The following is a 20,004-nucleotide window of genomic DNA, read 5'->3' as shown; positions in this document are numbered from 1 at the left end:
CCCCTGTTCAGCTCCCCGGCGAGCGGCTTCCATGGCGATCGTGACGACGATCCGACGTGAGGTACTGACGCTGCCCGCCGCGGAGCTGGGGCCCGACAACCCCCTGCCCCCGCTGCGGCCGCTCGACGAGCTCCACCGCGTCGACGACCGCGACGACCTGCCCCCGGACATGGCCCGCCAGATCGGCTACGAGCCCCTGCGCAGCCTGCTTCCCGTGCACCTGCGGGACGGCTACGAGCGGGTGCGCGCGCCGCGCGGGGTCGATGCCCTCGTGATCGAGAACGACCGGCTGCGCGCCACCGTGCTCCCCGGTCTCGGCGGCCGGATCGCTTCCCTCCTCCACAAGCCGTCCGAGCGCGAACTCCTGTACCGCAACCCGGTGTTCCAGCCCGCCGCGTTCGCCCTCAACGGCGCCTGGTTCTCCGGCGGCATCGAATGGAACATCGGTGCCACCGGCCACACCACCCTCGCCTGCGCACCCCTGCACGCCGCCCGCGTGACCGCCCCCGACGGGGGAGAGATGCTGCGCCTGTGGGAGTGGGAACGGCTGCGCGACCTGCCCTTCCAGGTCGACCTCTGGCTGCCGGACGGCTCCGACTTCCTGTACGTCGGCGTCCGCATCCGCAATCCGCACGAGAAACCGGTGCCGACGTACTGGTGGTCCAACATCGCCGTGCCGGAGCGACGCCGGGTCCTCGCACCGGCGCAGGAGGCCTGGTACTTCGGATACGAGCGACGACTGCGGACGGTGCCCGTGCCGTCGTACGAGGAGATCCGGCAACTCCCGCACGCGGCCGACTACTTCTACGACCTACCCGATGCCCGGCGCCGCTGGATCGCCGCCCTCGACGAGGACGGTCACGGACTGGTGCAGACGTCCACCGACGTACTGCGCGGACGCAAGCTGTTCGTCTGGGGATCAGGGCCGGGCGGGCGACGCTGGCAGGAATGGCTCACCGAACCCGGCACCGAAGACTACTGCGAGATCCAGGCGGGCCTCGCCCGCACGCAGTTGGAGCACGCACGGCTGGACCCGGAGAGCGAGGTGTCGTGGCTGGAGGCGTACGGGCCGCTGAACTCCCCGGCACAGGCGGGTAAGGCGGAGGAGCGGCTCGAAGCCGTGCTCCCACGCGCCGACGTCGACGCCGCGTACGCCGCCTGGAAACCGCACGCCGACACCGCACCCGGCGAGATCCTGGCCACCGGCTCCGGCTGGGGCGCCCTCGAAGTGCTGTGCGCCGACCTGAAGTTGCCCGGCACGCCCTTCGACGACAGCACCCTCGGCGAGGCGCAGGAACCCTGGCTGGAGCTGCTGCGGGCCGGAGCGCTGCCGGAGCCGCGCACAGTGCGGCCGCCCGGCGAGACGCTCGTCGCCCCGCACTGGCGGGACATGCTGGAGACCGCGCCCGCGGGCCCGCACGGCGAGTACCATCTCGGCGTCGCCCAGTGGCATGCGGGCGACCGGGCGCAGGCGGTGCGGAGCTGGGAGCGGGCCCTTGAACTCGCCCCGTCCGTCTGGCCGTTGCTGCGCTGCCTGGCCGTCTTCGACCAGGAGGTCGGCAACCGTGAGCGGGCCGCCGACCGGTACGCCGAGGCCTTCGACGACCTGTGCCGGGAGCGGCGCGACGCGGGGGAGGCCTGGACGGCGGCCATGGCCGCGCTCGGCCGCGAGGCCATCGAGGCGCTGCTCGCGGTGGGGCGTACGCGGGACGCGCGGTCGGTGTGGGCGCGGCTGCGTCCCGCGACGCGGGCCCGCGGGCGGTTCCGGTTCATCGAGGCCGGGCTGCTGGTCGCCGAGGGCAGGCGGGAGGAGGCGCGGGCCGTGTTCGAGGAGGGCTTCGAGGTCGCCGATCTGAGGGAAGGCGCGGAGGCCGTCGGGCGGCTGTGGGAGCGGGTCAGCGACGAACCGCTCCCGGACCGCTACGACTTCCGTATGCGGTGACCCCCGGTCTACGCCCGCCGGTCCACGTACTCGTACACCGCGCCGTCCGGATGCATCGCGATCAGATTGCGCCCGGCCGGTGTCCCCACCGGCCCCGCGATGACGTGCGCGCCCAGTTCGGTTAGTACCCGATGGGCTTCGTCGACGTCCTTGACGGCGATCGTGGCCGCGACCTTGCGCAGGATCTCCAACTCCGCCTCGGGACCGCTCATCAGGAGGAAGCAGCCCACGGCGGCCACCTGGACCCCGCCGCGCTCGAAGCGCAGGGCCGGGCCGCCGGCCAGGCGTTCGTAGAAGGGGACCGCGGTCTCCAGGTCGTCGACGCAGACGCGCAGCGTGGCTCCCAGAATGTCCATGCGGACGAGCCTAATAGGGGCGGCCGGCGCAGGAGATCGTTTCACGCGATCCCCGCACCCCGGCCGCCGGACACGCATGCCTCAGTGGGTCAGTGGATCAGCCCATGGCCTTGCGCACGATGTCCCGTGTGCGGTCGACGACGGCCGCGACCGGACCCACCGCCACGTTCTTCACCGCGCTGTCGGTGCCCGGGTGCGGGCGGGTCGGTGCCAAGGCCTCGGCGGCCTGCACGGCACGGGCCAGGTTCTCCAGCCTGCCGCGGTCGGCGACCTTGTGGAAGTGCGCGAACTCGTGACGCTCCTCGTTGGCGGCGTGCGTGAGCACGTCCTCGCGCAGAGCCGCGAACGTGTCGAGGAACTGGGCCGAGTCGGGGTCCATGTCGTCCAGTTCGGACAGCACCCGCTTGGCCTTCTCCTCCTCCTCGATCCGGTCCTTGACGACGAGTTCACCGCCGTCGATGTTCTTGCGGGCGAAGGGATGGACGACCTCTTCCTCAGCGGTCTCGTGCACCGCGAGGAGGCGGACGAGGTCATGGAAGGCGTGCTTCCGTTCGTCGCCCTTGGTGGCCGCCACCTCGTCGAGCAGTTCTCGGATCCGGGTGTGCTGCGCCTTGAGCAGCTCCACTACGTCGGTGCGCTCGGTCATCCTCTTCTCTTCTTCCTCCTGTAGGGGTGCGTTGCCGTACGGGTGGCCGTGACGGACCGCGTTATGCGTACGGGTGTACGGGTACCCGTCGGCCATGGACCGCTTGGATCATCTTGAGCATCTGGACAAGCACCTGGTCGAGGAATTGGCCCAGGTGACGCGCGAGACCGTACGCGAGGAACTGCGCGAGCAGACGCGCAAGCAGCGCCGCAAGGCCATGCTGTACGCCGCGTCCGGCGCCGTCGCCCTCTACGCGGGCGCCGCCCTGGCGCTGGCCGTGGGGCTCGCCCTCGCCCTCGGCCTGCCGGACTGGGCCGCCGCGCTGATCACCGCGGCGATCCTCGGGGTTGTCGCCTATGTGCTGCGCGGCGCCGCCCGGCCCTCCGCGTCCCGGCACACGCCGGGAAGCGACCACGTCGTCGGCGGCAGCGCACCGGCCACCCCGCCCGGCGGGACCGGCATGCCGTATCCGCCGGTGCCGCCCGTCGCGCCCGGCGGCGCGGGCGGAGCGACCGGGGCGCCCGGCGCGGGCACACCGGCAGCCGGAATGCCCGGCCCCGGCGTACCGCCGCGTCCCGACGACATCGACCCCGAACAGCCGCACCACCGGGCGTGATGCGTGGTGGAACGGCTGCGGAACGCCCTGCCCCGTCGGGGCAGGGCCGTCGTGGTGACCGGGGCCAGCGGCGGCGTGGGGCGGGCCACGGCCCTGGCCTTCGCCGCCCGCGGCGACCGGGTCGCCCTGCTGGCCCGGGGACGCGAGGGCCTCGCCGCGACGGCGGACGAGGTGCAGCGCGTCGGAGGTGAGGCGCTCGTCGTCACCGTGGACATGGCCGACGCCAAGGCGGTCGACGACGCGGCGCAGAAGGTCGCCGACGCGTTCGGCCACATCGACGTGTGGGTCAACAACGCCTTCGCCGGGGTCTTCGCGCCGTTCACGGAGATCACCCCGGACGAGTTCCGCCGGGTGACCGAAGTGACGTACCTGGGTTATGTGTTCGGCACCCGGGCCGCGCTGCGGCACATGCTGCCGCGCGACCGGGGCACGATCGTGCAGGTCGGCTCGGCGCTCGCGTACCGCGGCATTCCGCTCCAGTCGGCGTACTGCGGTGCCAAGCACGCCATCCAGGGCTTCAACGAGTCGCTGCGCTGCGAGCTGCTGCACTCCCGCAGTGGTGTCCGTACGACGATGGTGCAGCTGCCCGCCGTCAACACCCCCCAGTTCGACTGGGTGTTGAACCGGATGCCGGGACGGGCCCGGCCCGTCGCACCGGTGTACCAGCCGGAGGTGGCGGCCCGCGCGGTCGTGCATGCGGCGGCTCATGGACGGCGGCGGGAGTACTGGGTGGGCGGCTCCACCGCGGCGACGCTGATCGCCAACGCCGTGGTGCCCGGGGTGCTGGACCGCTATCTGGCGCGGACCGCGTTCGAGGCACAGCAGGACGAGGGGGCGCACGGCGCCACCGGAAACCTGTGGAGTCCGGCCGACGGCCCGCACGGTCACGACTTCGGGGCGCACGGGCGCTTCGACGAGGAGTCCCGTCCGGTCAGCCGGCAGGAGTGGATGTCCCTCAGGCGGGGTCAGGTGGGGAAGGTTCTCGTGGTGGGTGCGGGCGCGCTCGCGGCCCGCAGGCTCGCCCGTCTCGTACGGCGTTGAACGCGACGTACAGCGTTGAACTCGACGTACGGCGTCAGGCGACCCTGAACTCCCTTGCCTCCTCCACCCGTAGCGTCAGCCCGTGACCGATGCCCGTCACCGGCCGGACCGTACCGCCCGTCGGATCCAGCGCCCCGTCGAACAGCATCGACTCGATGCGGACGTGGTCGTGGAACCACTCGATGTGGCGCAGGTTGGGTACGCAGGCGGCGGCCGCGGCGTGGGCGTGCGGGGCGCAGTGGGTGGAGATCTCCAGGCCGTGGGCGTGGGCCAGCGCGGCGGCGCGCAGGAACTCCGTCAGGCCGCCACAGCGGGTGGCGTCGATCTGGAGGCAGTCGACGGCTCCGGCGGCGATCATGCGGGCGAAGTAGGGGAGGTCGTAGCCGTATTCGCCCGCCGTCACATCGCACACCACCGCGTCCCGCACCAGGCGCAGTCCCGTCAGGTCGTCCGACGACACCGGTTCCTCGAACCAGCCCACACCCAGCTCGGCGAGGACCCCGCCGACCCGGACCGCCTGCTTGCGGGTGTACGCGCCGTTGGCGTCGACGTACAACTCCGCACGGGAGCCGATGACCTGGCGCGCCGCGCGGACCCGGGCCAGATCACGGGGGACCGCCCGGCCCCAGCTCTCGCCGATCTTGATCTTCACCCGGGGGATCTGCTGCCCATGTACCCACCCGCCCAGCTGGGCGGCCATATGCGTGTCGTCGTACGTGGTGAAGCCGCCGCTGCCGTAGACCGGGACCCGCCGACGGGCGGCGCCCAGGAGCCCGGTGAGGGGGACCTCCAGGAGACGGGCCTTGAGGTCCCACAGGGCGATGTCCAGGGCCGAGATCGCACAGGCGGCGATGCCCTGGCGGCCGGCGTTCCGCACCGACCTGCACATCGCGTCGTGCACGGCGGGGATGTCCAGCGCGTCGCGGCCCTCCACCAGCGGGGCCAGCTCTCCGCGCAGGAAGTCGCCGACCGCCCGCGGGCCGTACGTCCAGCCGGTGCCGGTCGCGTCGCCCGCGGTCACCTCGGTGACCACCATGGTCGTGGTTTGCCAGGCCAAGGTGCCGTCGGCCTCGGGGGCGTCGGTCGGCGCCGTGTACACGGACACCGCCGGGAGCCGCAGCTTCATCGTCATGTCTGCTGCAGCTGGGGCAGCACCTTGGTGCGGTAGAAGTCGAAGAAGCCGCGCTGGTCGGGGCCGATCTGGTTGACGTAGACCCGGTCGAAACCGGCGTCGGCGAACGCGGACAGTGCCGCCACGTGCTCGTCGACGTCGTCCCCGCACACCGCCTTCTCACGCACCGTCTCCTCGGTCACCAGCGGCTGGAGCTGCTCGAAGTGGCGCGGCGAGGGCAGGATCTGGGCCATCTCACCGGGCAGGAACTGATTCCCCCACAGCCGGTGCACGGTCCGTACCGCCTCCTCGCGGTCCGTGCCCCAGCAGACCTTGGTCCCGCCGCTGACCAGCTTGGCGCCCCCGCCGCCCTTGCGGAACTGGGTCACCATCGACTCGTCCGGCGTCATCGTGATGTAGCCGTCGCCCACCCGGGCCGCGAGCGAGGTCGCCGCCGGGCCGAAGCCGGAGATGTCGATGGGGACGGGCTGGTCGGGGACCGTGTAGAGGCGGGCGTTCTCCACCGTGTAGTGGGTGCCGTGGTGGTTGACCTCCTCGCCGGTGAAGAGCCGGCGCATGATCTGGATCGACTCCTCCAGCATCTCCAGCCGGATGTGCGCGGGCGGCCAGACGTGGCCCAGGATGTGCTCGTTGAGAGCCTCGCCGCTGCCCACCCCCAGCCGGAAACGGCCCTCCGTCATCACCGCCGTGGTCGCCGCGGCCTGCGCCACGACCGCCGGGTGTGTGCGCACGGTCGGGCAGGTCACCGCCGTCTCCACGGGCAGCGACACCGCCTCCGAGAGTGCGCCGAGGACCGACCAGACGAACGGGCTCTGGCCCTGGGCGTCGTTCCACGGGTGGTAGTGGTCCGAGATCCACAGCGAGCGGAACCCGGCCTGCTCCGCCATCCTCGCCTGCTCGACGAGATCCGCGGGGCCGAACTCCTCGCAGGACAGGAAGTAGCCGTACTCGGGCATGGGTGCCTCCGGTGGTTCCACGGACGGGACGCGGTCCGGGTACCCGGTGGCATCCACGGAAACCGGCGCACGTTTGGGCCCCCTGACCAGGGTTACGCGGAAGGCTCCCGAGGTACGCGACAGCCCCGGAGGCGCACTGTGAGTCGACCCCGCATCGTGATCGTCGGCGCCGGTTTCGCCGGGTACCGGACGGCCCGCACCCTGTCCCGGCTCACCCGGCACAAGGCCGAGATCACCCTGCTCAACCCGACCGACTACTTCCTGTACCTGCCCCTGCTGCCCCAGGTCGCCGCCGGCGTCCTGGAGCCGCGCCGGGTCACCGTGTCCCTCTCGGCCACGCTGCCCCGGGTGCGCCTGGTGCTCGGCGAGGCCGACGGCATCGACCTGGACGGGCGCACCGTGCGCTACACGGACCCCGAGGGCGGTGTCGGCACGCTGCCCTACGACCGGCTGGTGATCGCCGTCGGCAGCGTCAACAAACTCCTGCCGATCCCCGGTGTCGCCGAGCACGCGCACGGGTTCCGGGGACTGCCCGAGGCGCTGTATCTGCGCGATCACGTCACCCGGCAGATGGAACTCGCGGGCGGTGCGAAGGACAGCGCCGCCCGCTGTACGTTCGTGGTGGTCGGCGCCGGTTACACCGGTACCGAGGTCGCCGCGCACGGGCAGATGTACACGGACGCCCAGGCGCGCAGGCGCCCGCCGCGGGACGGGGTGCGGCCGCGCTGGCTGCTGCTCGACGTCGCGCCGCGCGTCCTGCCCGAGATGGACGAACGGCTCTCGCGCACCGCCGACCGGGTGCTGCGGGAGCGGGGTGTCGACGTCCGTATGGGGACCTCCGTGAAGGAGGCCACGCACGACGGAGTCCTGCTGACCGACGGGGAGTTCGTCGAGACGCGGACGCTGGTGTGGTGCGTCGGCGTACGGCCCGATCCGCTGGTCGAGGGTGTCGGGCAGCCCCTGGAGCGGGGGCGGCTGATCGTCGATCCGTACCTCCAGGTGCCGGGCCGGCCCGAGGTGTTCGCCTGCGGGGACGCCGCCGCCGTGCCCGATCTGAACGACCCCGGTTCCTTCACCCCGATGACCGCGCAGCACGCCTGGCGGCACGGACAGATCGCGGCACGGAATGTCGCCGCGTCGCTGGGGATCGGCGACCGCCGCGCGTACCGCCACCGTGACCTGGGCTTCGTCGTCGACCTCGGCGGCGCCAAGGCCGCGGCCAACCCGCTGGGCGTCCCGCTGCCCGGGCCGCTGGCCGGTCTCGTCACCCGCGGCTACCACCTCGCGGCGATGCCCGGCAACCGGGTCCGGGTCGCCGCGGACTGGCTGCTGGACTCCGTACTCCCGCGCCAGGCCGTGCAGTTGGGGCTCGTCCGGTCCTGGTCGGTGCCGTTGGACACGGCGTCGCCGGAACTGGCACGGGTGCCGGGGCGGCCGGAGCGGGGGCCGGACGTGAGCGCACGGGGACAGGTGCGGGACCGCCCCGCTGAGGAGCCCGCGAAGAGCGCCGCGAGCGAGGGACCCACCGGGATCGGAGGGACCGCCGAGCCTGCCAAGGGCCAGCCCGGCGGCGAACCCGCGAAGAACCAGCCGGGAGGCGAACCGGCCAGGAACCAGCCCGGCGGCGAGCCCGCCGCGAACCCCGGCCCCGCCGGGGCACCCGGCCCGGACCCCGACACCGCCCCCGGCCCTGTCAAGCGCCCCGAGGACCGCCCCGCCACCCCCGCAGAGGGAGACTCATGAACACCGCCGAACTCGTCGACCTGGGACAGCAGCTGCGCGTGGACAGCGTCCGCGCCGCCGATGCCGCCGGGTCGGGGCATCCGACGTCGTCGATGTCCGCCGCCGATCTGATGGCCGTACTGCTCGCCCATCACATGCGCTACGACTTCGACCGCCCCGCCCACCCCGGCAACGACCGCTTCGTCCTGTCCAAGGGGCATGCCTCGCCCCTCCTCTACGCCTCCTACAAAGCCGTCGGCGCGATCGACGACGCCGAGCTGGCCACCTTCCGCGGGCTCGGCAGCCGGCTGGAGGGGCACCCCACACCCCGGCGGCTGCCGTGGGTCGAGACGGCCACCGGATCGCTCGGGCAGGGCCTGCCGGTCGGTGTCGGGATCGCGCTCTCCGGCAAGCGGCTGGAGCGCACCGGCTACCGGGTGTGGGTGCTGTGCGGGGACAGCGAACTCGCCGAAGGGTCGGTGTGGGAGGCCGCCGAGCACGCCGCGCACGAGCACCTCGACAACCTCACCGCCATCGTCGACGTCAACCGGCTCGGCCAGCGCGGCCCGACCCGGCACGGCCACGACCTGGACGCCTATGCCCGCCGCTTCCAGGCCTTCGGCTGGCACACCATCGAGGTGGACGGACACGACGTGGATGCCGTCGACCGCGCGTACGGCGAGGCGATCTCCACCTCCGGGCAGCCCACCGTGATCCTCGCCCGCACCTTCAAGGGCAAGGGCGTCGAGGCCGTCCAGGACCGTGAGGGCCTGCACGGCAAGCCGCTGCCCGACGCCGACGAGGCGATCGCCGAACTCGGCGGCCGTCGCGATCTGCGCATCCATGTGCACGAGCCGCCCGCCGCCCGCATGCTGCACGCCGTACGCGCCGGACACCTCGAGCTGCCCCGCTGGGACAAGGGAGCCGAGGGCGGCGTCGCCACCCGGGACGCCTACGGCCAGGCCCTCGCCGCCCTCGGCACCGCCCGCGGCGACGTCGTCGCCCTGGACGGCGAGGTGAGCGACTCCACGCGCGCGGAGTTCTTCGCCAAGGAACACCCCGACCGCTACTTCGAGTGCTACATCGCCGAGCAGCAGATGGTCGCCGCGGCCGTGGGACTCGCCGCGCGCGGTTTCGTGCCGTACGCCTCCACCTTCGCGGCCTTCCTCACGCGCGCGTACGACTTCGTGCGCATGGCCTCGGTCAGCGGCGCCGGGATCAACCTGGTCGGCTCGCACGCGGGCGTCGCCATCGGACAGGACGGGCCCTCGCAGATGGGTCTGGAGGACCTGGCGATGATGCGGGCGGTGCACGGCTCGACCGTGCTGTACCCGTGCGACGCCAACCAGACCGCGCACCTCGTCGGCGCCATGGCGGGCCTGGAGGGCGTCCGCTATCTGCGCACCTCGCGCGGCAAGAGCCCGGTGATCTACGGGCCCGACGAGGAGTTCCCGGTCGGCGGCAGCAAGGTGCTGCGCCCCTCCGACCGGGACCGGCTGACCCTCGTCGCGGCCGGAGTGACCGTGCCCGAGGCGTTGGCCGCCGCCGACGCGCTCCAGGGGCAGGGGATCGCCGTCCGGGTGGTCGACCTGTACTCGGTCAAGCCCGTGGACCGGCTCACCCTGCGCCGGGCCGCCGAGGAGACCGGCTGCCTGATGACCGTGGAGGACCACCACGAGGAGGGCGGCCTCGGGGACGCCGTGCTCGACGCCTTCGTCGACGGGCGGCCCGTCCCGCGGCTGGTGCGTCTGGCCGTCCGGACGATGCCGGGCTCGGCCGCGCCGGACGAGCAGCTGCACGCCGCGGGCATCGACGCCGAGTCCATCGCGGCCGCCGCACGGCTGCTGGTGGAGGAGGCGATCGTACGGTGAGCGAGGACGCCACCCGGACGGTGCGGGCCGGGCGCCGCACCGTCGAGGTGCACCGGCCGGAGAAGGTCCTCTTCCCCGGCGACGGGGCGGGCAAGGAGTACACCAAGTCCGACCTGGTCGACTACTACCGGGCCGTCGCCCCCTTCATGCTGCCGCACCTGCGCGGCCGCCCCCTGATGCTGGAACGGCTCCCGGACGGCGTCGACGGCCCGACGTTCATGCAGAAGAACACCCCGGACAGCTATCCCGACTGGATCAGCCGCGTCGAGGTGACCAAGGAGGGCGGCACCGTCCGCCACACCGTGTGCGACGACACCGCCACCCTGGTCTACCTCGCCGACCAGGCCTGTCTCACCCTGCACCGCTGGATGTCCCGCGTCGGACGCGTGGAGCAGCCCGACCGGATGGTCTTCGACCTCGATCCCTTCAGCGACGACTTCGCGCCGGTCCACGAGGCGGCCTGGCTGCTGGCGGAGCTGCTCGACGAGCTGAAACTGCCCTCCGCGCTGATGACAACCGGTTCGCGCGGTCTGCATGTGGTGGTCCCGGTGCAGGGGCACCACGACTTCGACGAGGTGCGGGAATTCGCCAAGGACGTCGCCGACACCCTCGCCGCCGCCCACCCCGGGAAGTTCACCACCGCCGCCCGCAAGAAGGACCGCGGCGAGCGGCTCTACCTGGACGTACAGCGCAACGGCTACGCCCAGACCGCCGTCGTGCCGTTCACCGTCCGCGCGAAACGGGGCGCCCCTGTCGCCATGCCCATGTCCTGGACCCAGCTCGACGACCCGGGCCTCGACGCCCGCCGCTGGAGCATCGAGGACGCCGTCGAGCAGGCCCGCACCAATCCCTGGGCCGGCGTGATGGCCAAGGGCCGCGCCCTCGGCCCCGCCCGGCGCAGGCTCAACGCGTTGCGCGGCTGACCCGGCTACGTTGCGCAGGTTTGGCCAGCGGACTTACGGCCACCCGGAGTAAGAGGTGGCCATGTCGAACACAAAAAACACATCAGACACACAGAGCTCACAGGAATCACGCAAAGGATCGGAAAGCGACACCGCGGAAGACCGGCCGAGCCCCATGCAGGTGCTGCGTCATGGGCGCACCCAGCTCGAGGAGCTCACCGGCATGCCCGCCGAGTCGGTGTCGTCCTTCGGACAGACGGAGGACGGCTGGTCCCTGGAGGTCGAGGTCCTCGAGCTCGCCAGGGTTCCGGACACGATGAGCCTGATGGCGAGCTATCAGGTCGAACTGGACCCGCAGGGAGAACTCACCGGCTACCGGCGCGTTCGCCGTTACGAACGCGGGCGGGCCGACTCGCACAGGGCGGGCGGCCGCTAGGTCGCCTTCTCGTTCCCCTCACACTCACAGAAAAGGAGGCGCGGTCGGCATGACCGTTGTCCCGGCACAACAGAGCGGCGGCTCGGGCGGCACCAGCGGCCTCTACGACGTTCTGGAACTGGTCCTCGACCGGGGCCTGGTGATCGACGCGTTCGTACGGGTATCCCTGGTCGGCATCGAAATCCTCAAGATCGACATCCGGGTCGTCGTCGCCAGCGTCGACACCTATCTGCGCTTCGCCGAGGCGTGCAACCGCCTCGACCTCGAGGCCGGTCCGCACCGCAGTCCCGGACTGCCCGACCTGGTCGGTGAGGTCACCGAGTCCGGCGCCCGGGGCAAGTCCAAGGGTGCGCTGAGCGGTGCCGCGCAGACCGTCTCGGACGCCTTCAAGCAGGCCCGCGAGGAGGGCGAGGGCGAGTCGCAGCCCAGGCCGCGCGCCCGCAAGTCGACCGCCTCGCGCCGGAAGGAGGAGCAGGAGTGAGCACCTATGTGTACGGCATCATCGGCGGCTCCGGAGTCTCGCTGTCCGAGGACCTGACGGGAGTCGGCGACCCGCCGCGGCCCGTGCGCGTCCTCACGGCGGGTGATCTCGCGGCCGTCGTGAGCGATGCGCCCGAGGGGCTGCGGCCCAAGCGCAAGGATCTGCTCGCCCACCAGGCGGTGCTCGCCGAGGCCGGCTCCGACGGCTGTGTGCTGCCCATGCGGTTCGGCAGCGTCGCACCCGACGACGAGACCGTCGTCAACGTCCTCGGCGAACGCGCCGAGCACTACCAGGAGCGGCTGCGGACGCTGGACGGCAAGGTCGAGTACAACGTCAAGGCGACGCACGACGAAGAGGCCGTACTGCACCGCGTGATGGCCGAGAGCCCCGAGCTGCGGGCCCTCACCGAGGCCAACCGGCAGGCGAGCGGCGGCTCCTACGAGGACAAGCTCAGGCTCGGCGAGATGGTCGTCTCCGCCGTGAAGGCACGGGAGGCCGAGGACGCGGCCGAGGTGCAGCGCGAGCTGGAGTCCGCTGCCACGGCCGTGAGCGCGGGTCCCGAGTCCACGGGCTGGCTCGCCAATGTGTCGTTCCTGGTGGACCGCGAATCGGCCGAGGCGTTCATGGCTGCGGTGGAGCAGGTCCGCAAGTCCCACCCCCACCTGGAACTGCGGGTCAACGGCCCGCTGCCGCCGTACAGCTTCGTCGAGCCCGGCCCCGCCGAGCACGCGGGCAGCACGATCGGCGCCGAGAGCTCGAAGGAGTGAGGACGTGGGCCTGATCGGCGAGGTGCTGCTGTTGCCGTTCGCCCCGGTGCGTGGCAGCGCGTGGGTGATCGGGCAGGTGCTGCACGAGGCGGAACGCATCTACTACGACCCGGCCACGATACGGGCCGAACTCGGCCGGCTGGAAGAGCGGTTGGAGGCGGGGGAGATCGACGAGGAGGAGTTCGACCGACTGGAGGACGAGCTCTTGGACCGCCTGGAGATCGGCTCGCGCAATCGTGCCGGAACCGACGACTGGACATCAGGATGAACCGACTCGGACTGGGCCTCGCGGTAGGGGCCGGATACGTCCTCGGGCGTACGAAGAAGATGAAACTGGCGTTCGCCGTCGGCACGTTGGTGGCCGGCAAGCGGATGCAGTTGAGTCCGCGGGCGCTCGCGGACCTGGTGTCTGGGCAGCTGCGGGACAACCCGCAGTTCAAGGAGATCGGCGACCAGCTGCGCGAGGACCTGCGTGGTGTCGGCAAGGCGGCCTCGGGTGCCATGGTCGAGCGGCAGATCGGTGCGATCGCCGACCGGCTGCACGGGCGTACCGCCGAGGTCCGCGACCAGATCGCGGGCGTCGTACCGGACACGTCGGACCTCGGTGAGGACGAGGAGTCCGAGGAGGAGTACGACGAGGAGCCCGAGGACAGGGACGAGGAGCCCGAGGACAGGGACGAGGAGCCCGAGGACAGGGACGAGGAACCGGAGGAAGAGGAGGAGCCCGAGCCGCGTCGCAAGGCGGCGGAGAAGAAGCCTCCGGCGAAGAAGACCGCCAGGAAGACCGCCGAGAAGGCGCCCGCCAAGAAGGCTCCGGCGAAGAAGACCGCCGCCAAGAAGGCGGCGACGGCCAAGAAGACGACCGGCAAGAAGACCGCCCCGGCCCGCACCGCCGCCCGCGGAGCCAGGTCCAGGGTGCCGAAGGGAGGCGGTGAGCGATGACCGACACCGTCGGATCCGCGACCTCCGCGGCGAGCGGAGCGACGAAGAAGGCGGGCCCGCTCGGCGGTATCGCCCAGAGCGAGGCCACCGACCGGCTCAAGGCTGAGGCGCAGGAGTACCTCGCCGCGCAGGCCCAGCGGCTGCTGATCGGCGCAGGCCGCAAGCTCGGCGAGACCACGGTCAAGCTCAACGACATCGCCGACGGCAAGAGCCCCGGCTTCGCCAAGCTCGCCGTCGACGGCGGGCGCAAGCTCGCCGAGGGCAAGGGACCGCTGCGCTCCGCCGTGGAGCTGGGCGCCACCCGGGTCAAGGACAACGTGGCCGACGCCGTCAAGGGGCTCGGCGGCAAGGGCAAGCGCAAGGGCGGGGCGGGCAAGAAGCCGACCGTCATCATGGAGTACGTCGACGTCGGCCTGCCGCTGCGTGCCGCCTACGACCAGTGGACCCAGTTCCAGGACTTCAGCACCTTCGCGAAGGGCGTGAAGAGCGCGAACCGCGCCGACGACACGACCTCCGACTGGCAGATGAAGATCTTCTGGTCCAACCGCAGCTGGAAGGCGAAAACCACCGAACAGGTCCCCGACGACCGCATCGCCTGGACCTCGGAGGGCGCCAAGGGCACCACGAAGGGCGTGGTCTCCTTCCACGAGCTCGCCGACCGTCTCACCCGGGTCCTGCTGGTGATCGAGTACTACCCCAAGGGCCTCTTCGAGAAGACCGGCAACATCTGGCGCGCCCAGGGCCGCCGGGCCCGCCTCGACCTCAAGAACTACGTCCGCTTCGTCACGCTCAAGGGCGAGGTCGAGGACGGCTGGCGCGGTGAGATCCGCGACGGCGAGGTCGTCCGGAGCCACGACGACGCGGTCGCCGAGGAGGAGGCCGGGCAGGAGGAGCAGGAGGAGGCGTACGAGGGCGAGGAAGAGCAAGCTGAGGAGGACGGCCCGTACGCCGAGGAGGACGAGGAGGAGGGCGGCAAGGAGCAGTACGAACTGGAGGAGGCCGAAGGCGAAGAGGAGCTGGAAGAGGAGCCTGAGGGCGAGTACGAGGAGGAAGGCGCGGACGAGGAGGAATACGAGTACGCCGAGGGCGGGAGCCGTCGATGACGACCCCCGGACGGCTGCCCGAGCCCTACGGCCGCAGTGACGGCAGCGCGAACCTCGCCGACATCCTGGAGCGCGTCCTCGACAAGGGCGTGGTCATCGCCGGCGACATCCGGATCAATCTGCTCGACATCGAACTCCTCACCATCAAACTGCGCCTCATCATCGCGTCCGTCGACAAGGCGAAGGAGATGGGTATCGACTGGTGGGAGGACGACCCCGCCCTGTCCACCAAGGCCCGTCGTGACCAACTCACCCGGGAGAACGCCGAGTTGCGTGAGCGGATCGCCCGGCTGGAGCCCGGCACAGCCGAGAAGGAGACCTGATGACCGGCCTGCGTTACGTGTATGCCGTCTGCCGGCCCTTCAAGGCGCCCCTGCAGTCCCAGCTGACAGGAGTGGCGGGCGATCCGCCCAGACTGCTGGTCCACCACGACCTCGTCGCGGTGGTCAGCCACGTGCCGGAGCGGGACTTCGCCGAAGGCCCGCTCCACGCACACCTGGAGGACCTGGACTGGCTCTCCGAGACCGCCCGCGCCCACCAGGGCGTGATCGACGCCCTCACCGTCGTCACGACGCCGCTGCCGCTCCGGCTCGCCACCGTCTTCCGGGACGACAGCGGCGTCCGCACCATGCTGGAAGCCCGCGAGGCGGACTTCTGCCGCACCCTCGACCGGCTGACCGGGCGAGTCGAGTGGGGCGTCAAGGTGTACGTCGAGACCGAGCCGCCCGGTGACGACGCACCGGCGGAGGAGCCGGCGAAGGCCACCAGCGGCCGGGACTACCTTCGCCGGCGCAGCTCCCGCGTGCGGGCGCACGAGGACCAGTGGCAGCGGGCCGAGGAATTCGCGAGCGGACTGCACGCAACACTGTCCGCCTTCGCCGAGGACTCCCGGCTGCACCCGCCGCAGAATGCCAAGCTCTCCGGAGCGGCCGGGCGCAATGTGCTCAATGCCGCGTATCTCGTGCCGCGGGCCGTGTCCGAGGAATTCGTGGAACTGGTCGACCGTACGAAAGGCGAGGTCCCCGGAATGCGGGTCGAACTCACCGGCCCGTGGGCCGCCTATTCCTTCGCGGGGGAGAAGCCGTGACCGTCGTCGAACGCCGAGAGATCGCCCTCGTGGACCTGCTGGACCGGCTGCTGGCCGGCGGGGTCGTCATCACCGGCGACATCACCCTGCGCCATCGCCGACGTCGACCTCGTCCGCATCGACCTCAACGCCCTGATCAGCTCCGTGAACGCGAACGTCCCGTCGCCGTGGGGGGAATCCTCGTGACCCAGGCCCGAAACCGCAATCGCAATCGCCTCGACCTCGAGCCGGACACCGTCGAGCGCGACCTCGTCAAACTCGTCCTGACCGTGGTGGAGCTGCTGCGCCAGCTCATGGAACGCCAGGCGCTGCGCCGCTTCGACGACGGCGGACTCACCGAGGAGCAGGAGGAGCGGATCGGGCTCACCCTGATGCTGCTCGACGACCGTATGACCGAGCTGCGCGAGCGCTACGGACTGCGGCCCGAGGACCTGAATCTGGACCTCGGGCCGCTCGGACCGCTGCTTCCCCGGGAGTGAACTCCTCCGGACTATCCGGGGTGATTCACCATCGGTACCAGCGTCCCCTGCCTCCGCCCGCCGTAGTGCTGCGCATCAGGAACCCCAGCAGCCACAGCACGAGCACCGCGATTGCAATCCACCAGAGAATCTTCACTGCGAATCCGGCGCCGAAAAGAATCAACACCAGGAGCAGTACGAGCAGGATGGGAACCATAATGTGAACCTCCTGCTTTCCGGGTTTCCAGGAAACGGAGATTCAGGCACTCTTTCTGCACAGAATTTCTCCGTGCAGCACGGCGAACCAGCCGTCGTGCTGCTTTCCCCACTCCCGCCAGGCCTCCGACACGGCCGTCAACTGCTCCGGTGTGGCGTGCCCGCCCTGCGTGGCCCGTCCGGCGTACGCCGAGGCCACGGTGCGGTCGGCCCACAGTCCGCTCCACCAGGCCCGCTCCTCGGCGGTGGAGTAGGTCCAGGTGCCGGAGGTGGCCGTGATGTCGGTCAGGCCCGCCTCCAGGGCCCAGGACTTCAGCCGGCGCCCGGCGTCGGGCTCGCCGCCGTTGGCGCGGGCCACGCGGCGGTACAGGTCCAGCCAGTCGTCCATGCCCTGGGATGCCGGGTACCAGGTCATCGCCGCGTAGTCCGAGTCGCGCACGGCGATGAACCCGCCCGGCCTCGTCACCCGCTTCATCTCGCGCAGCGCCTGTACCGGATCGCCCACGTGCTGCAGCACCTGGTGGGCGTGGACCACGCAGAAGGTGTCGTCCGGGTACTCCAGGGCGTGTACGTCCGCGACCGCGAAGTCGACGTTCCCCAGGCCGCGCCCGGCGGCCGTGGCCCGGGCCTGCTCCAGGACGCCGGGCGCCTGGTCGACACCGGTGACCTGGCCGTCGGGGACCAGTTCCGCCAGATCGGCGGTGATCGTGCCCGGGCCGCAGCCGATGTCCAGGATCTTCATGTGGGGCTTCAGCGAACCGAGCAGGTAGGCGGCGGAGTTGGCGGCGGTGCGCCAGGTGTGCGAGCGCAGCACCGACTCGTGGTGCCCGTGCGTGTAGACGGCGGTCTCCTGCGGTTTCGACATGGCTGAACTCCCCTGTTTCGACGTCCTGTCGGTGATCGACACGGTACGCCCGCATGTCGAATGGTGAGACCCGTGTTTTGCCATGTGGACTGACGGGTGATCAGTTGCCGGGCAGTGGGCGGTAGACCGTGAGCGCCTCGGGCAGCTTCTCCAGCGTCACCTCCCCTTCCACCCGGGTGACTTCACCGTCGTAGGCGAGAAGCGAGCCCGGTGCCACGCCCGCCAGACGGAGCCGGCCCACCTGGACCGCGGCGTGCACGGGGGAGCGGGTCAGCGGCCCGGCGAGGGCGGCCGCCAGCAGCCGTACCGCGGGCCGCCGCCCGCCGTGCACCACGCGTACGTCGAGCTGGCCGTCCGCGAGATCATGACGGCGGCCCGGCGTCAGCCCCACCCGCTGGTAGGTGCCGTTGCCGACGAACAGCAGCCACAGCGGGTGTGCCCGGCCCCGGAACTCGGCCTCCAGCGGATGCCGGTCGGCGCGCAGGACGCGCAGGGCCGCGAGCACCCCGGCGGGCCAGCCGCCGATCCGGCGCGACCAGCGGTCCCGCTCGCGCACCAGCTCCGGATAGACGCCCAGACTGCACGTGTTGAGGAAGATCCCCTTGGCGTCGCCGCAGCTGAAGCGGCCCGCGTCCACCCGTACGCCCTCGCCGCCCCGGACGGCCTTGGCCAGATCACCGGCGCTCTCCAGGCCCAGGTCGTAGGCGAAGTGGTTCAGCGTGCCGCCCGGCAGGACCGCGAGCGGCAGGTCGTGGCGCAGGGCGACCTCGGCGGCGGCGTTCACCGTGCCGTCGCCGCCGCACACGCCGAGCACCCGGGCACGGGCCGCCGCCTTCTCCAGTTCGGCCGGGACGTCCTCGGGCCGGCACTCCACGACCTCGCACCCCGGCAGGGCGTCCTGGAGGGCGTGCACCCGGTCGGCGCTGCCCGCGGCGTCGTTGGCCACCACGACCAGACCCTCGCCGTCGGGCAGCGCCGGGACCTCGGCCCGGGGCCGGGCGGGCGGCACGATCTGGGCGCGTGTCGGCACCATGCCCCGCACGGCGTACGCGGCCCCCACCCCGAGCGCCGCACCGGCCAGCACGTCGCTCGGGAAGTGCACACCGGTGTAGACCCGGGACAGCGCCACCGACCACGCGATCGGCGCCACCGCCGCGCCCCAGGCCGGCGACTCCAGCGCGACCCCGGCGGCGAACGCGGCGGCCGACGCGGAGTGTCCGGACGGGAACGAGGTGGTGATGGGCTGCCGCTTCAGCCGCCGCACCAGCGGCACCGGGTCCAGGACGGGCCGGGTACGGCGTACCGACCGCTTGCCGAGGGTGTTGATGGTCAGCGAGGCCAGTGACAGCGAGGCGAGTCCGCGGGCGGCGGCCCGGCGGGCCCGCGGGGTGCGGCTCGCCGTCATCGCGGACGCCGCGGCGAACCACAGCACACCGTGGTTCGCGCTCCGGCTCAGCCGCGGCAGCACGGGTTCGGCGAGCGGCCAGTTCCGCGCGGCGGCGAACTCGAACAGCCGGCAGTCCAGCGCCAGCAGCGTGTCGCGGACGGCGTGCCGGCCGGGCTTCAGGAGGGTGAGGTCCACGTCAGGGGTCATGCGGTGGCGGGTACCCTGAGGCGGCCGTTTCTTGTGCGGAGGCGGGACCCGACACCGGAGGCTTTCTGCATGCGACTGCTCCTCGTCCGCCATGGTCAGACCCCGTCCAACGTCGACTTCCTGCTGGACACCGCCGTCCCGGGACCCGGCCTGACCGCCCTCGGTGAACGCCAGGCCGCCGCCCTGCCCGAGGCCCTCGCCGACGAGGACATCGAGGCCCTCTACGCCTCCACGCTGATACGCACCCAGCTCACCGCCGCCCCGCTGGCGGCCGCGCGCGGCCTCGACATCGTCGTCCGCGACGGCATCCGCGAGGTGTCCGCCGGGGACCTGGAGATGCTGGACGGGCACTCGGAGGCGGGCCGGACCTACATGGAGACGATCTTCGCCTGGCCGGCCGGCGACACGGAGCTGCGGATGCCGGGCGGCGAGAGCGGCGCCGAGGTGCTCGCGCGCTACGACGCGGTGGTCGCCGAGGCCGCCGCCCTCGGGGTCGGCACGGCCGCCCTGGTCAGCCATGGCGCGGTGATCCGGCTGTGGACCTCGGCCCGCGCCGACAACATCGACATCGGCTTCGCCGCCGCCCGCCCGCTCGACAACACCGGCGTGGTGGTCCTGGAGGGCTCCCCGGCCGACGGCTGGAAGGTCCTGTCGTGGGAGGGCGCGGTCGTGGACTCCGCGGGGCGCGGGGCGCAGAGCGGACCGGCCGGTCGGCCGCTGGACGAGGTCGAATAGCCGCGACGTGGCGTGCCGCGACGATGCCGGGCCGGGAGCGGGCGGCACGTACCGGGCCCGGTGCGTACGGTCGGCTGTCGACCGCATACGGTCGGCCGTGTACGGCTCGCCGGGTGCGGCCGAGCTGCCGCGGCGT

Annotated in this window: 23 protein-coding genes and 1 pseudogene; 17 read left to right on the top strand and 7 right to left on the bottom strand. The window is 71.9% G+C overall.

The genetic code is table 11. From position 1 onward, the window contains the following. Positions 1-31: 31 nt before the first annotated feature. A complete protein-coding gene (locus QF037_RS10685; RefSeq protein WP_307023973.1) occupies positions 32-1,942 on the top strand; it encodes a DUF5107 domain-containing protein in 1,911 nt (636 codons plus the stop codon). Between the two features lie 8 nt (positions 1,943-1,950). Here the strand turns inward: QF037_RS10685 and QF037_RS10680 are convergent, their stop codons facing one another. After that, positions 1,951-2,298, bottom strand: coding sequence for a VOC family protein (locus QF037_RS10680; RefSeq protein WP_307023971.1), 348 nt, complete (start codon positions 2,296-2,298; stop codon positions 1,951-1,953). A 97-nt stretch (positions 2,299-2,395) separates the two neighbouring features. Beyond that, positions 2,396-2,944 carry a hemerythrin domain-containing protein gene (locus QF037_RS10675; RefSeq protein ID WP_307023969.1) on the bottom strand — a complete coding sequence of 183 codons (549 nt, stop codon included), beginning with the start codon at positions 2,942-2,944 and terminating at the stop codon, positions 2,396-2,398. A 94-nt stretch (positions 2,945-3,038) separates the two neighbouring features. Between QF037_RS10675 and QF037_RS10670 the strand changes: the two genes are divergently transcribed. Both QF037_RS10670 and QF037_RS10665 read left to right on the top strand, forming a co-directional pair. After that, positions 3,039-3,560: a phage holin family protein gene (locus QF037_RS10670; protein WP_307023967.1), complete on the top strand. Its 522-nt coding sequence runs from the start codon at positions 3,039-3,041 to the stop codon at positions 3,558-3,560. Positions 3,561-3,563: 3 nt separating this feature from the next. After that, positions 3,564-4,601 (top strand): SDR family oxidoreductase, encoded by a 1,038-nt coding sequence (locus QF037_RS10665; protein WP_307023966.1) that lies wholly within the window; start codon positions 3,564-3,566, stop codon positions 4,599-4,601. Between the two features lie 34 nt (positions 4,602-4,635). Here the strand turns inward: QF037_RS10665 and QF037_RS10660 are convergent, their stop codons facing one another. Then, on the bottom strand, positions 4,636-5,727 hold the full coding sequence (locus QF037_RS10660) for an enolase C-terminal domain-like protein (RefSeq protein ID WP_307037098.1): 1,092 nt from the start codon (positions 5,725-5,727) through the stop codon (positions 4,636-4,638). Positions 5,728-5,729: 2 nt separating this feature from the next. After that, positions 5,730-6,689, bottom strand: a complete 960-nt coding sequence (locus tag QF037_RS10655) for an LLM class F420-dependent oxidoreductase (RefSeq protein WP_307037096.1) — start codon at positions 6,687-6,689, stop codon at positions 5,730-5,732. 138 nt (positions 6,690-6,827) lie between these two features. On the opposite strand from QF037_RS10655, the gene QF037_RS10650 reads away from it, so the two are divergent. The 13 genes and pseudogenes from QF037_RS10650 (at position 6,828) to QF037_RS10590 (ending at position 16,479) form a co-directional block, all read left to right on the top strand. Further along, positions 6,828-8,432, top strand: coding sequence for an FAD-dependent oxidoreductase (locus tag QF037_RS10650; RefSeq protein WP_307023964.1), 1,605 nt, complete (start codon positions 6,828-6,830; stop codon positions 8,430-8,432). Continuing rightward, on the top strand, positions 8,429-10,282 hold the full coding sequence (locus QF037_RS10645) for a transketolase (RefSeq protein ID WP_307023962.1): 1,854 nt from the start codon (positions 8,429-8,431) through the stop codon (positions 10,280-10,282). Before QF037_RS10650 ends, QF037_RS10645 begins: the two co-directional genes overlap by 4 nt. After that, positions 10,279-11,205, top strand: a complete 927-nt coding sequence (gene ligD / locus QF037_RS10640) for a non-homologous end-joining DNA ligase (protein WP_307023959.1) — start codon at positions 10,279-10,281, stop codon at positions 11,203-11,205. Before QF037_RS10645 ends, ligD begins: the two co-directional genes overlap by 4 nt. 61 nt (positions 11,206-11,266) lie before the next feature. Next, entirely contained in the window at positions 11,267-11,620 is a 354-nt protein-coding gene (locus tag QF037_RS10635; RefSeq protein ID WP_307023957.1) for a gas vesicle protein GvpO, read from the top strand. A 49-nt stretch (positions 11,621-11,669) separates the two neighbouring features. After that, a complete protein-coding gene (locus tag QF037_RS10630) occupies positions 11,670-12,101 on the top strand; it encodes a gas vesicle structural protein GvpA (RefSeq protein ID WP_307023953.1) in 432 nt (143 codons plus the stop codon). Then, complete coding sequence (locus tag QF037_RS10625; protein ID WP_307023951.1) at positions 12,098-12,868, top strand: GvpL/GvpF family gas vesicle protein; 771 nt, start codon at positions 12,098-12,100, stop codon at positions 12,866-12,868. Before QF037_RS10630 ends, QF037_RS10625 begins: the two co-directional genes overlap by 4 nt. Positions 12,869-12,872: 4 nt before the next feature. Continuing rightward, positions 12,873-13,136 carry a gas vesicle protein GvpG gene (locus tag QF037_RS10620; RefSeq protein WP_307023949.1) on the top strand — a complete coding sequence of 88 codons (264 nt, stop codon included), beginning with the start codon at positions 12,873-12,875 and terminating at the stop codon, positions 13,134-13,136. Then, positions 13,133-13,810, top strand: a complete 678-nt coding sequence (locus QF037_RS10615; RefSeq protein WP_307023947.1) for a DNA primase — start codon at positions 13,133-13,135, stop codon at positions 13,808-13,810. Before QF037_RS10620 ends, QF037_RS10615 begins: the two co-directional genes overlap by 4 nt. Beyond that, positions 13,807-14,913, top strand: a complete 1,107-nt coding sequence (locus tag QF037_RS10610; protein ID WP_307023945.1) for an SRPBCC family protein — start codon at positions 13,807-13,809, stop codon at positions 14,911-14,913. Before QF037_RS10615 ends, QF037_RS10610 begins: the two co-directional genes overlap by 4 nt. Next, positions 14,910-15,236 (top strand): gas vesicle protein, encoded by a 327-nt coding sequence (locus QF037_RS10605; RefSeq protein WP_307023944.1) that lies wholly within the window; start codon positions 14,910-14,912, stop codon positions 15,234-15,236. The genes QF037_RS10610 and QF037_RS10605 overlap by 4 nt, the downstream gene beginning before the upstream one ends. Next, complete coding sequence (locus QF037_RS10600) at positions 15,236-16,000, top strand: GvpL/GvpF family gas vesicle protein (protein WP_307023942.1); 765 nt, start codon at positions 15,236-15,238, stop codon at positions 15,998-16,000. Before QF037_RS10605 ends, QF037_RS10600 begins: the two co-directional genes overlap by 1 nt. Further along, a pseudogene (locus tag QF037_RS10595) lies at positions 15,997-16,186 on the top strand (gas vesicle protein). The gene QF037_RS10600 and the pseudogene QF037_RS10595 overlap by 4 nt, the downstream one beginning before the upstream one ends. Then, positions 16,183-16,479, top strand: coding sequence for a gas vesicle protein K (locus tag QF037_RS10590; protein WP_307023941.1), 297 nt, complete (start codon positions 16,183-16,185; stop codon positions 16,477-16,479). The pseudogene QF037_RS10595 and the gene QF037_RS10590 overlap by 4 nt, the downstream one beginning before the upstream one ends. Before the next feature lie 25 nt (positions 16,480-16,504). Here QF037_RS10590 and QF037_RS10585 read toward each other — a convergent pair whose 3' ends face one another. From QF037_RS10585 to QF037_RS10575, 3 genes are all read right to left on the bottom strand, one after another. After that, positions 16,505-16,675 (bottom strand): hypothetical protein, encoded by a 171-nt coding sequence (locus tag QF037_RS10585; RefSeq protein ID WP_046257982.1) that lies wholly within the window; start codon positions 16,673-16,675, stop codon positions 16,505-16,507. A 42-nt stretch (positions 16,676-16,717) separates the two neighbouring features. Then, the gene (locus tag QF037_RS10580; RefSeq protein ID WP_307023938.1) at positions 16,718-17,539 is read right to left on the bottom strand and encodes a class I SAM-dependent methyltransferase; all 822 of its coding nucleotides are present in this window, start codon (positions 17,537-17,539) and stop codon (positions 16,718-16,720) included. A 100-nt stretch (positions 17,540-17,639) separates the two neighbouring features. Beyond that, entirely contained in the window at positions 17,640-19,133 is a 1,494-nt protein-coding gene (locus QF037_RS10575; RefSeq protein ID WP_307023935.1) for a bifunctional phosphatase PAP2/diacylglycerol kinase family protein, read from the bottom strand. 69 nt (positions 19,134-19,202) lie between these two features. Between QF037_RS10575 and QF037_RS10570 the strand changes: the two genes are divergently transcribed. Then, a complete protein-coding gene (locus QF037_RS10570; RefSeq protein ID WP_307023934.1) occupies positions 19,203-19,868 on the top strand; it encodes a histidine phosphatase family protein in 666 nt (221 codons plus the stop codon). Positions 19,869-20,004: the final 136 nt, after the last annotated feature.

This window comes from Streptomyces canus, assembly GCF_030815415.1.
In the GTDB taxonomy this organism is placed as follows: Bacteria; Actinomycetota; Actinomycetes; order Streptomycetales; family Streptomycetaceae; genus Streptomyces; species Streptomyces canus_F.
The sequence above is the reverse complement of the archived record's forward strand: the minus strand, read 5'-3'. Positions and strand labels throughout refer to the sequence as shown.